The organism is Legionella sp., from assembly GCF_049790535.1.
In the GTDB taxonomy this organism is placed as follows: domain Bacteria; phylum Pseudomonadota; class Gammaproteobacteria; order Legionellales; family Legionellaceae; genus Legionella.
The window spans coordinates 71,762-82,776 of the sequence record NZ_JBAQZB010000116.1 but is presented as its reverse complement, the minus strand read 5'-3'; the positions used below and the strand labels follow the sequence as shown (position 1 = coordinate 82,776).

Below are 11,015 nucleotides of genomic sequence, written 5' to 3'. Positions count from 1 at the left end.
GAATTGCTCCGGCAAAACGTATTGTCGGTAAAGAGGGGTCAATGCCATTAGCTGCGTTTAAACACGTTATTGATGTCAATCTTATTGGTACTTTTAATGTGATGCGCGTGGTGGCAAATTCAATGTTGACCTTAGAGTTAGAAGATAACTCTCAGGAGCGTGGTGTTATTATTAATACAGCCTCAATCGCTGCATTTGAGGGACAAATAGGTCAGGTTGCATACAGTGCTTCTAAAGGAGGTATTGTTGCAATGACTTTACCAGCAGCACGTGAATTGGCACAGTTTGCAATTCGGGTGAATAGTATAGCGCCCGGATTAATTGCTACACCTTTATTACTCAATATGCCGGAAGAGGTACAGAATAATCTGATCTCAACAATGACATTTCCTAAGCGTTTTGGTACGCCAGAAGAGTTTGCTGCTTTGGTGGGTCATATTATTGAAAATGGCATGATGAATGGAGAAGTCATCAGATTGGATGGCGCTTTGCGTATGCGATGAAATAGAGTGTACTTTAATAGACTAAAATTTAGATAATTCTACAGGCCACAAATGATAAAAATGATGCACAGGTCCGTGCCCTTTGCCAACATTGTTATCCTTAGCTGCTTTTATAGCATTAAATAAATACCTTTTAGCAATCTCGCAAGCTTTTTCCATTTCTATTTTTTGTGCAAGACAGGCGGTAATTGCTGCTGAAAGGGTACATCCTGTTCCATGCGTATTTTTTGAATTAATTCTTGGACTTTCAAACCAATGAAGTTCGCCATTTTTTCCCATAAATAAATCATTGGATGTTCGGGACTTTAGATGGCCACCTTTGAGTAAAATATAATGCGGGCCTAGATCCAGTAACTTCTGACCAACAATTAACATTTCTTCTTCAGAGTGTGCATTCATTCCTGTAAAAGTATAAGCTTCAGGAAGATTAGGGGTTATAAGGGTTGCAAGCGGAATTAGTTCAGAAATTAAAGTATCGACTGCATCAGGCAATAACAAAGGATCGCCACTTTTAGCTACAGTTACAGGATCAAGTACAATAGGAATATGTGCAGCCATACGTTTAAGAAATGCAGCAACTAATCTAATAATATCGCTATTAAATAACATACCAATTTTAATGCTATCTGGTCTGATGTCTTCAAAAATTGCGTAAAGTTGCTCTTCAATGGCTTGCAGTGGGATATCGTAGCAGTTTCTTACACCGCATGTATTTTGAATCGGAAGTGCTGTAAGTACAGTCATTCCGTAACAACCAAAAGCAGAAAAAGTCTTTAGATCAGCTTGGATACCAGCTCCACCCGAACCATCAAATCCTGCTATAGATAAGGCTTTATACTGCATGTTTAGACTCAGCAGCATTATGTGAAAAGAAATCCCAATCAGGATGAAATAAATTGTCAATGAATGTCTGTCTAAATGCAGCAGGGGCATTACTTTGTTGCTCTGCTAGTTGCCCGCATAAGCCAAAATAAGCGATCGCGTGGACCGTAGCCTGAAAATAGTCAAGGTTGCAAGCAACAAAAGTGCTAATGACAGCAGTTAGTGTGCAGCCCATACCAGTGATAAGGGGCATTAAGTGAGAGCCAAACGGAAGTATTTGATCCTGATTACCATCGGTTACAAAATCTTCCGGGCCACTAATAACAATAATTTTGTTATAGTTCTTCGCTAGTATCTGCGCGCTGTTTATTGCTTTGGTCACAGGCTCTGCAGTTTCAACACCTTTTGTCGTACCCATTGCCCCTGTTAATGAAATAATTTCACTGGCATTGCCTCTGATGACATTGGCCAGAGGAAGTAATTCTATGGCTGCAGAGGTTCTAAGCCTACTAGCTCCTGCACCTACAGGATCAAGAATTACTGGTTTGTTTAATAAATTAGCATACTTAGCAGCGAGACGTGCTCGCTCCATAAATACATCGTTTAATGTGCCAATGTTAATATAAACAGCGTGACTTAGAGTCACCAATTCTTCAACTTCTTCTATGGATTCAGACATTAATGGCGCAGCGCCTAAAGATAATAGGCTATTAGCCATAAGATCCATAGTGACATAATTGGTTAAACAAAGTACTAAAGGTTTGCTTTGTTTCACTTGCGTAAGTGTGGATTTAATTTGCTCTATCATTTCTTTGTTCCTGATTAATATCAACTGCGCAGAAAAAAATCAATAGATTTAAGAGGACAAAGTATATCCTATGACCTACCAGGCTGCAATTTTTTCTGGAGGATTTTGTAGTGAGCATTCTTCTGAGATTGAGCCATCGCCACACACGATTAAGCCTGAAGGTGCACTAAGAGAAGGAGGGGGCATAACACCGCCGCGCCATAAACAACAACCTCTAAGTAATTGTAAGTCCATTATGGCATGCGGAGTACAATAACAGGTGGAGTAAAAGCCATTATTACAAACAAGTCGTCCGGCTGATGAATCACAGTAACTAACCCCGCCCATTTTTTTACAACAATCACTTTCGAATTTTTTTCCAGCACATGTAGAAGAGATTAGCACACTTAACAGTCCTATGAGAAAAAGGGGTTTACATGATAGCATCTTAATTTCTCTGGTGATTTATTGGTTTTAGAATAACATAGAGTTTTACGCAAGTGTAGCCTGCTTCCAAAGAACTTTTTTCTTATTTTTTCGTCTACAACATAAAATAAGAAGGATAAAACTGTAGCAAATAACTTGTTGCGAACCCTGCTAATAATCCAAATAAGTGAGACTCCCATGAGACTCCCTTTTGTTGGGGGAAAATCCCAAAAAATATACCAGCAAAATAGTAGATACTAATCAACCCCAAGATAAATGTAGTTACATTGCCATTTTGATAAATATTACTAACTAAAAATCCCCAATACCCTGTAATAACCCCACTTGCCCCTATATGTATAGCGGGTTTAGCAAAACACCATATAGCAATACCACTAAGGAGTGTAATTAGTACAGTCACTACTAAATAATAGTAAATACCATTGATTAAGATAAAATTACTCAATACTACTAAAGGTATGGTGTTGAAAAATAGATGATTAAAGTTGAGGTGCAGGAGGGGAGCAAAAATAATCCCAGGAAGCCCACGAAGATGTCTCGGGATAATTCCCAGTATGTATAATAATTTTTTATCAAATCGAGTAACAAAAAAAATAAGCCAGGGAATGATTATAATGACTGCCAAAATAGAAAGGTTATCTTGGGTTTGCGTAATAATTAAATTAAGGCTGTTGGCTAGAGCGTCAAGCATGGCTTTGTTAAATCCTAAGATTGAGTTTCTGTTATGTCACAAGTAAGCTTACCTTGTGCTAAAAGTACTTCAATTATATCTCCAATATGTACTTGTTCACTAGAAAAAAGTACTTTGTCTTTGTGCGTTGCAATAGCATAACCTCTATCCAGTGTAGCCAATGGACTGACTGCATGTAAAGTGGCGAACTGGGTGTGTAATTGGTATTTAAGTTGATTTATTTTGTTGTGCATGTACTGGATTAATTGTGTTGTCATTTGTTGCAACAGAATTTGCGTCTGTTTGATTTGCATTTTGGGATTCAGGGCATTTAATTGATGAGAGTAAAGATGTACCTGATGCCTCTTGTGTTTTATAGTCTGCACGATGCACGAGTTCAGTTGGCGTTCTAGATAATCAGTAGTTTGCCAATAGCTTGCAATGGTCTTTTGCGGCGAAGATATTTTATCAATTAAGTGCTGTAGTTTGGTTTGCTTTTTTTGCAGGAAGCGGTGTATTGCTTCCTGCAAGCGAAAGATTGAATTGTTGAGTAATTTCATTAATTCAAGGCAATCAGGTGTAACTGCTGTTGCCGCTGCAGTTGGAGTTTCTGCTCGATAATCAGCGACGAAATCAGCAATGGTAAAATCAGTTTCATGACCAACACCAGATACTATGGGTATTAAACTACTGGCAATCTGTCGCGCTAATTGTTCATCATTAAAAGACCATAAATCCTCAATACTGCCACCACCACGGGCGAGAATCAATACATCACAACGAGCATCAAAATTAGCATGCTGCAGTGCTGCAATCAGTTGTTGAGCCGCACTAGCACCTTGAACTTCACTAGGATAAATCAAGACACGTGCTAAGGGAAAACGCCGCGCTAAGGTAGATAAAATATCACGAATGGCAGCTCCTGTAGTGGAACTAATTATACCTATTGTCTTAGGCATAGTAGGCAATGCTTTTTTATTCGCTGGATGAAAAAGATCTTCTGCAGCCAGTTTATTTTTTAACTCTTCAAACCGTTGATAGAGTGCCCCCAGACCGGCTTCGGTAATTTTTTCAACGATTAATTGGTAATCCCCCCGTGCTTCATAAAGACTTAATTTACCGCTGACAATAAGATGTTGGCCATCAGCAATCTGAGATGCAAGAGTACTTAAGTGGCGATTTTTAAAAAATACGCAACGTACCTGAGCCCCACTGTCTTTTAATGTGAAATAAAAATGTCCTGAGGATGGTTTACTTAAATTGGAAATTTCTCCTTCTACATGAACAAGACCCAGTTCATTTTCAAGATAACTTTTAACTTGGCGATTGAGCTGACTTACGGTGAGAATTGAACTTGGTGTTTCCATAAACAATTGTTCACAACAAATGAAAGAGAAATACATCTTAGCAAATTATTATGAGCTCAGTTAACATTAATTTTTTAATTCAAGAGAGTCGTTATTACCATCCCTCGGGGAGGCTCAGTTTCAGACTTAAGAATAGGCACTCACTTCTTTAATGATGTGATTAAAATTGCACATCTTTACGGGATGTGTGTTGGCAAACACTATAAGAATACGCTATCATCTCTCTTTATAAAAAATTTAAATAATAGTAAAATGAACTGCTTACATAATCGACAAATTGGTTTCTTTTCATTTTTATTACCCTCTCTTCTTGCAATGGGTATGGCAGGATGTATTGACTTATCGAGCACTAGGTATTATAGCAAAACAGATATTCATGCCCTCAGAAAAGAAAATTCCCAAGTTAAACACAAAGCTTATCATGGTGAAGTGCATACCATGTTGGGGGGGTTGGGAGTTTTTAGTACAGGTATGAAAGAATTAAGTAATTCAGTAGTCGTTAAGTATGATATTCCAGCTCCCAGTGATATGTGGTACAACGCGGGTGCTGTGTCTAAATCTATAATGGCCTACTATTATAAGCACAAAAATCATAGGCCAATTATTTTAGTAGGTCATTCATTAGGTGCTAATGAACAAATCAAAGTGGCGCGTAACTTGAATAAAGTCGCTATTCCAGTTGATTTATTAGTTACTGTTGATGCGGTATCCCAAACCATTGTGCCGCCTAACGTGAAGCATGCTATGAATTTTTATAAGCCAGGTTATGTACCTATGTTCAGTGGTTTAAAACTTAAAGCGGTTGATCCAGATAAAACCTTTATTGAAAATATTAATGTAACTGAATTAAAAGGTGTTAAGGTTAATCACTTCACAATTGATAAAGATCCTGTCGTTCAAGCGATGATAATGAAAGAAGTTAAAAAGGTAACCACTCATGCAAATAGAACAAAAGCATAAGGAAAATCATTATCCTCGTGTCTGTGTTATCGGAGCAGGCCCAAGTGGTCTTGCTGCAATTAAAAATTTGCAAGAACAAGGTGTTTCTGCAATTACCGCATTTGAAAAAAATAATCAAATCGGAGGAAACTGGGTTTATGATGAACAGAATAATCATTCCAGTGTTTATGAAACAACTCATATTATTAGTTCAAAACGCTGGTCTCAGTTTGAAGATTTTCCTATGCCAGCGAGTTATCCTGATTATCCTTCCCACAAACTAGTTTTAGAGTATTTTAACAGCTATGCAAAGCATTTTGATTTAACCAGATACATTCGTTTTAATACAACAGTCTTAAAAGTAACGAGGAATAGCTCACAACAATGGCAGGTTGTATATGAAGATGCTCAAGGCACACATGAGCAATGTTACGATTATGTATTAATCGCTAATGGGCATCATTGGGATCCTTTCATGCCTGAATATCCTGGTCAATTTAATGGTGAAATTCTGCATTCACATCAATACAAAAAAGCTTCTGTTTTCAAAAATAAACGAGTTTTGGTTGTTGGTGGTGGTAATTCCGCCTGTGATGTTGCTGTTGAAATAGCTCGTATTTCTACACAAACTTCTATTAGTATGCGGCGTGGCTATAATATTTTTCCTAAATTTGTGTTTGGCAAGCCTACTGATGAGGCAGTTGCTAAAACTCGGTGGATGCCGTCGTGGCTACGCCAGAGACTCTTTACTCTGGTTATTAGAATGTTGCAGGGACGATATGCCAAGTACCGTTTAATGAAGCCAGATTGTGGGCCTTTAGAAATACACCCAACAATTAATTCTGAATTGCTTTATTCTATTCGTCATGGAAAAGTTCATCCATATGTTGGAATAACTCATTTTGAAGGCAATAAGGTCCATTTTGCTAACGGTGAACACCATGAATTTGATACGGTCATTTTTGCTACGGGTTATAAAATTAGTTTCCCTTTTATTGATAAGGAGTTAATTGATTTTACCGGTTCTACACAGGTACCTTTATACCGCAAAATGATGCATGCAGATTTAGAAACTCTTTATTTTATTGGTTTATGTCAGCCTCAAGGGTGTATTTGGCCATTAGCTGACTATCAATCAAAAATTGTAGCTCGTATTATTATGGATACTCTAAAGCGCCCCGATCAACTTCATAAAAAAATTGCTCAGGAAATGAGTAAGCCTCATTACCACTTCAAAGCACATATGCGCCATGCTTTAGAAGTTGATTACCATATGTTCCGTCGTGAACTGTTGGAGATGTTAGGGTAACCTTTCACTCTGAACATCTTCGGTCGATTTGGAACGGAAATCGACCGAAAGATGACCTTCCTTCAAGAGTCTCAAATTACACTGGAGGAAATAGATCCTGGAATTTAATTCGTGTTTTAAGTTGCAATGCTTTGTGTCTTTTTTTCGAAAAGTCTAGCATCGTATAGATTGCGATAGGAACCAGAAAACTCACCAGGCCAATATAGAATGCCAACTTGTAGGTAGGATCTTTATTTAATACTAAGAAAAACAAGGCAAAACACATGAGCACTATTGCCAATATTCCTGTATAAGGCGAGTAGGGTGTTACATAGCGCAGATTCGCTGTAGTATAGCCAGCCTGGTATAATCTGTTTCTAAATCTAATTTGTGAGATACATAAAGAAATCCAAGCGAGAGTACCTGTAAAACCAGAGACTAAAAGTAACGCAATATAGAGCTGTGTTTGACCAAAAAAATACCCTACACCTAAAAGAATCCATATCATAATCAAGGTGGCAATTACCGCATTTTGAGGAATTGAATTTTGATTAAATCGAGCAAAGGTATGAGGTGCCATACCATCGCGGGCAAGAGCATTAAGCGCGCGTACGGTGCCATAAAATCCAGAGTTAGCACAGGATAAGGTAGCACTCAGGGTAACAAAGCTGGTTACTGCTCCTGCCCACTTTAAACCATATAAATTGAGCGCATCAGCAAATACAGAGTTGGATAAACCTGCCTTTTGCCACGGGAAAATCAAAACCAGAAAAAATACTGGAATGATATAAATAAAAAGAATTCTAAAGGTCACATTGCGGATGGCATGTGGAATCATGCGCGCGGGATTTTCCGATTCTCCAGCAGCAAGACCAATGATTTCAGAGCCCTGATAGTTGACCAATAAGAGAACCATAGCTGTTAATAAGGACATGAATCCATTAGGAAGAAGGCCACCATCACCTAAAATATAGGTACTACCGATAATTCCAGAGGGTTCGCTACCATTAATCACGCCAAAGAAAATTAAAATGGCCAAAACAACAAATCCAAACAATGCCAGAATTTTAATTAGTGCTAGCCAGAACTCGATTTCACCAAAGGTATCTACCTTAGCGAGATTAATGTAGGTAATTAATAAACCAAAACAAATGGCGCAAAGATAGCCGTTGATCCCTGTAAACATTTCCATGATAATACCTCCCGCAACACATTCGGCAGGAATATAGGCTACCCAACTGATCCAGTAGGACCAACCAACGCCACAAGCAATTGATGGAGAGATAAAATCAGCTGTGTAGGTTACAAAAGAGCCTGAAATGGGTATTGCAACAGCGAGTTCACCCATACACAACATCGTTAAAAAAATAATTAAACCACCGAGCATATAGGCTATAAATACCGCCGGTCCTACGAGATTAATTACCTCGCCAGTGCCTAAAAAATAACCGGAGCCGATAATTCCACCAAGAGCTATTAGTTGAACATGGCGGTCTTTCAATCGACGACTGTAACCACTATCTTTTAAGGGTTTCGTTTCTTTTGACTTACTCTTATTCACAAGCTGTTTATTTCTCACATTGTTGATTAGGATGATGAAAAACAATGTTCATCTCTAAAATACTAAGTTCATTTTTTAGCAAAGCAAAAAATGGCCCGATGTCAATTATTTGTTCATTTTTGTCTATTTTTGATAAAAAATCAAGAGAATTATACACGCTTTTAATAACCTATCAATTATCAAATAATTTGATAGTATTCGCAAATTATTTAATAAGCTTAATTTAACTCGACGTTATCTTTTTAAGCGGTTAAAGAGAACTGATAAATCAAGGTGTTAATTGTTTCATCAGTGTATTTATCCAAATCAGGATGATTTTAGACTTTGAAAAATAATTTTTTGCTTAGATTGAGCGACGGCAACTTACTTTTTGACAGATACCTGCAACGTTAGCGCATAACTCTGTTTTTAGTTCCTCAGCAGCTAGAAAGATCAATAGAGTTAACATCTTCCTACATTTAAAAGAAAATTAATGGACTCATTCTAAATTATCAACTGTACTTCGAAGACTTTCACCTTTAGTCCTTCTTCAATTTAGTAAGAGTCCATTGGACTAATTATCTGTAACAACGTAATTGGCCCCAAGCATTTCTCCAACAGCCTCGGTGATATGGAGCTGGAGTAGCTCGTGGTCCTGGGTGATTTAGCACGCATCGACCATGCATATTTCTATGAAAGCCATAACCGCAACCTTGGGCTGCATTGGCAACAGGTATATAACTGGCCATGAAACCTAAAATGCTTATTATAAGCATAGTGCGTAATGATTTTGCAAAACATAATGTCATTGTATTCATTACATTCTCCTTGGTTACTTTTTTCCTACCATTTAATTATAGTGATTTATTTTTTAATTGCTTTTAATTTGCACAAATAATTATTTATTAATTGATTACTTTTTATTCTATGCTGGATTTACGGAAGGTTTTGACTATCTTTTTGCTTTTATTATCAATGACTTCGCCGTGGATATCCGCGAAATTCCCTGATCCTTGTATGAGCATCCATGCATAAAGTTCATCAATATTATTTCCAACTTGTTTTGCCAACAGCTCCTTGCCAGTATATACAATTGCAGTGTATTTATCGTTCATTTGGGGGGATCCTCTGATACAACTCTTCTTTAATAATTCTAGTTGTTCAGCGTACTAATTGCCAATTATTTAAACAATAAATAAAGAATACTGAACTATAATTTAAATAATGACATTGACAGGAGTATTATCATGATGATTACCTATTTTTTAGCAACCGTTTTAGGTTGGTATTTAGTAATTATGGGTATTTTTTTAATTAGCAGACGAGAGATAGTTATATCAGTAATGAATGATATGGTCACTCGACCTGGAATATTATTAGCTTTGGCGTTTATCACCCTAATTTTTGGTTTGTTAATGGTTGTTAGTCACAATTTATGGGTTATGGGATGGCCAGTAATTATTACAATAATAAGTTGGCTTGTTTTGATTAATGGAATCATCAGATTATTTTACCCAGCGTTCGTTTATCAAATTTGGGATGAGTTAGCAGCTAAACCAGCATTATTTACTATTACTGGCATCATCGCTCTACTTATAGGATTATTTTTACTAGTAGAGGTTTATTTCATTTGATGAAATAACTTCTTTTGTTCTTTAATGCTTCCCAAGTTACGTACCAGCAGCTTATTATAAATATAGAGAAAGCTGCTGGTTTATTTGATTTAAAAAAGAGACCTCTCTCTAAATGGCTACTTTTAAAGTGCTCTAACTCCACGCCAAAAGGAACTATTAGATAAAGGGCTTTCCTTGCAAATCACGACCATAACTAATCGTATGATACTTTCCTGTTTCTACAATGATTTGTCACTTGTATGGTGAATACTCATAATGGATAAGCTTTGGGAAGAGTTCTCAGATTGAATCAGGGACAGTTCTTTATTTATTGTTTTGTTAAAGCATTTCTTCAAAGTAAAAAAATTGAATTGAGTCATTTATCCATTATCTTTATACATTCATTTTGGACTTTATTTGACTCTAAAAAAGAATTCACACAAGTTGGAAAGAGGTCTGTAGGGTGGTTGAGGTGATAAAAGTGGTTAAGCCTCCTTTTTTTTGTTAAATTATGTTTTTTAATTTAAATGGGAATTTTATGCCATCTTTTGATATTGTTTCAGAGACCAGTGAAGTTGAATTACGCAATGCAGTAGATAATGCAGTGCGTGAGATGGGAACTCGCTTCGATTTTCGAGGTGTGGAATCCAGCATAGATCTCAAAGAACTTACTGTGACTTTACGTTCAGAGTCTGATTTTCAGGTAAGACAATTGGAAGACTTGTTTCGTACTCATTGCACCAAGCGTTCACTTGATGCTTCAGGAGCAGATATAGAGGATGAGCCGCTGCATAGTGGGAAATTCTATTCTTTAAATATGACTTTTAAACAAGGCATTGATCAACCCACAGCAAAAGAAATTGTGAAGCTATTAAAAGAAGCTAAGTTGAAAGTGCAAAGTTCTATTCAAGGAGATAAGGTTCGCATTACGGGAAAAAAACGAGATGATTTGCAAGAGGCAATTGCGCTGTTAAAAAAATCTGATTTGAAGTTACCATTACAGTATGAAAATTTTCGCGATTAATTTAAATAAAGTCAA

13 protein-coding genes are annotated in these 11,015 nt (G+C 37.0%); 6 read left to right on the top strand and 7 right to left on the bottom strand.

Going from position 1 to position 11,015, the window contains the following annotated elements; genetic code table 11:
• Positions 1–503, top strand: a 503-nt coding sequence (locus WA877_RS07390; protein WP_425170273.1) for an SDR family NAD(P)-dependent oxidoreductase, incomplete at its 5' end; no start/stop codon positions are given.
• A 21-nt stretch (positions 504–524) separates the two neighbouring features.
• On the opposite strand, the gene thiD is transcribed toward WA877_RS07390, so the two are convergent.
• Together thiD and thiM are read right to left on the bottom strand one after the other, a co-directional pair.
• Positions 525–1,346 (bottom strand): bifunctional hydroxymethylpyrimidine kinase/phosphomethylpyrimidine kinase, encoded by an 822-nt coding sequence (thiD, locus tag WA877_RS07385; RefSeq protein ID WP_425170272.1) that lies wholly within the window; start codon positions 1,344–1,346, stop codon positions 525–527.
• On the bottom strand, positions 1,336–2,133 hold the full coding sequence (thiM, locus tag WA877_RS07380) for a hydroxyethylthiazole kinase (protein WP_425170271.1): 798 nt from the start codon (positions 2,131–2,133) through the stop codon (positions 1,336–1,338). The genes thiD and thiM overlap by 11 nt, the downstream gene beginning before the upstream one ends.
• A 70-nt stretch (positions 2,134–2,203) precedes the next feature.
• Here thiM and WA877_RS07375 point away from each other — a divergent pair, with 70 nt between their 5' ends.
• Complete coding sequence (locus WA877_RS07375) at positions 2,204–2,389, top strand: hypothetical protein (protein WP_425170270.1); 186 nt, start codon at positions 2,204–2,206, stop codon at positions 2,387–2,389.
• Positions 2,390–2,653: 264 nt separating this feature from the next.
• Here the strand turns inward: WA877_RS07375 and WA877_RS07370 are convergent, their stop codons facing one another.
• Positions 2,654–3,250 carry a rhomboid family intramembrane serine protease gene (locus tag WA877_RS07370; protein ID WP_425170269.1) on the bottom strand — a complete coding sequence of 199 codons (597 nt, stop codon included), beginning with the start codon at positions 3,248–3,250 and terminating at the stop codon, positions 2,654–2,656.
• Positions 3,251–3,264: 14 nt separating this feature from the next.
• The gene (gene xseA / locus WA877_RS07365; protein ID WP_425170268.1) at positions 3,265–4,596 is read right to left on the bottom strand and encodes an exodeoxyribonuclease VII large subunit; all 1,332 of its coding nucleotides are present in this window, start codon (positions 4,594–4,596) and stop codon (positions 3,265–3,267) included.
• Positions 4,597–4,848: 252 nt separating this feature from the next.
• Between xseA and WA877_RS07360 the strand changes: the two genes are divergently transcribed.
• A complete protein-coding gene (locus tag WA877_RS07360) occupies positions 4,849–5,556 on the top strand; it encodes a hypothetical protein (RefSeq protein ID WP_425170278.1) in 708 nt (235 codons plus the stop codon).
• Positions 5,534–6,844 (top strand): flavin-containing monooxygenase, encoded by a 1,311-nt coding sequence (locus WA877_RS07355; RefSeq protein ID WP_425170267.1) that lies wholly within the window; start codon positions 5,534–5,536, stop codon positions 6,842–6,844. The genes WA877_RS07360 and WA877_RS07355 overlap by 23 nt, the downstream gene beginning before the upstream one ends.
• Before the next feature lie 76 nt (positions 6,845–6,920).
• On the opposite strand, the gene WA877_RS07350 is transcribed toward WA877_RS07355, so the two are convergent.
• The 3 genes from WA877_RS07350 to WA877_RS07340 form a co-directional block, all read right to left on the bottom strand.
• Entirely contained in the window at positions 6,921–8,384 is a 1,464-nt protein-coding gene (locus tag WA877_RS07350; RefSeq protein WP_425170266.1) for an amino acid permease, read from the bottom strand.
• Positions 8,385–8,941: 557 nt separating this feature from the next.
• Positions 8,942–9,181 carry a GCG_CRPN prefix-to-repeats domain-containing protein gene (locus WA877_RS07345; protein ID WP_425170265.1) on the bottom strand — a complete coding sequence of 80 codons (240 nt, stop codon included), beginning with the start codon at positions 9,179–9,181 and terminating at the stop codon, positions 8,942–8,944.
• Positions 9,182–9,283: 102 nt separating this feature from the next.
• The gene (locus WA877_RS07340; RefSeq protein ID WP_425170264.1) at positions 9,284–9,478 is read right to left on the bottom strand and encodes a hypothetical protein; all 195 of its coding nucleotides are present in this window, start codon (positions 9,476–9,478) and stop codon (positions 9,284–9,286) included.
• 135 nt (positions 9,479–9,613) lie between these two features.
• On the opposite strand from WA877_RS07340, the gene WA877_RS07335 reads away from it, so the two are divergent.
• Positions 9,614–9,997, top strand: coding sequence for a hypothetical protein (locus WA877_RS07335; RefSeq protein WP_425170277.1), 384 nt, complete (start codon positions 9,614–9,616; stop codon positions 9,995–9,997).
• A 517-nt stretch (positions 9,998–10,514) separates the two neighbouring features.
• Positions 10,515–11,000 (top strand): YajQ family cyclic di-GMP-binding protein, encoded by a 486-nt coding sequence (locus WA877_RS07330; protein ID WP_425170263.1) that lies wholly within the window; start codon positions 10,515–10,517, stop codon positions 10,998–11,000.
• The last annotated feature ends 15 nt before the right edge of the window (positions 11,001–11,015 follow it).

What these genes read in the sequence shown, in the direction of transcription:
- thiD (WP_425170272.1), bottom strand. Translation starts at nt 1,346, where the DNA reads ATGCAGTATAAAGCCTTATCTATAGCAGGATTTGATGGTTCGGGTGGA.
- thiM (WP_425170271.1), bottom strand. Translation starts at nt 2,133, where the DNA reads ATGATAGAGCAAATTAAATCCACACTTACGCAAGTGAAACAAAGCAAA.
- WA877_RS07375 (WP_425170270.1), top strand. Translation starts at nt 2,204, where the DNA reads ATGACCTACCAGGCTGCAATTTTTTCTGGAGGATTTTGTAGTGAGCAT.
- WA877_RS07370 (WP_425170269.1), bottom strand. Translation starts at nt 3,250, where the DNA reads ATGCTTGACGCTCTAGCCAACAGCCTTAATTTAATTATTACGCAAACC.
- xseA (WP_425170268.1), bottom strand. Translation starts at nt 4,596, where the DNA reads ATGGAAACACCAAGTTCAATTCTCACCGTAAGTCAGCTCAATCGCCAA.
- WA877_RS07360 (WP_425170278.1), top strand. Translation starts at nt 4,849, where the DNA reads ATGAACTGCTTACATAATCGACAAATTGGTTTCTTTTCATTTTTATTA.
- WA877_RS07355 (WP_425170267.1), top strand. Translation starts at nt 5,534, where the DNA reads ATGCAAATAGAACAAAAGCATAAGGAAAATCATTATCCTCGTGTCTGT.
- WA877_RS07345 (WP_425170265.1), bottom strand. Translation starts at nt 9,181, where the DNA reads ATGAATACAATGACATTATGTTTTGCAAAATCATTACGCACTATGCTT.
- WA877_RS07340 (WP_425170264.1), bottom strand. Translation starts at nt 9,478, where the DNA reads ATGAACGATAAATACACTGCAATTGTATATACTGGCAAGGAGCTGTTG.
- WA877_RS07335 (WP_425170277.1), top strand. Translation starts at nt 9,614, where the DNA reads ATGATTACCTATTTTTTAGCAACCGTTTTAGGTTGGTATTTAGTAATT.
- WA877_RS07330 (WP_425170263.1), top strand. Translation starts at nt 10,515, where the DNA reads ATGCCATCTTTTGATATTGTTTCAGAGACCAGTGAAGTTGAATTACGC.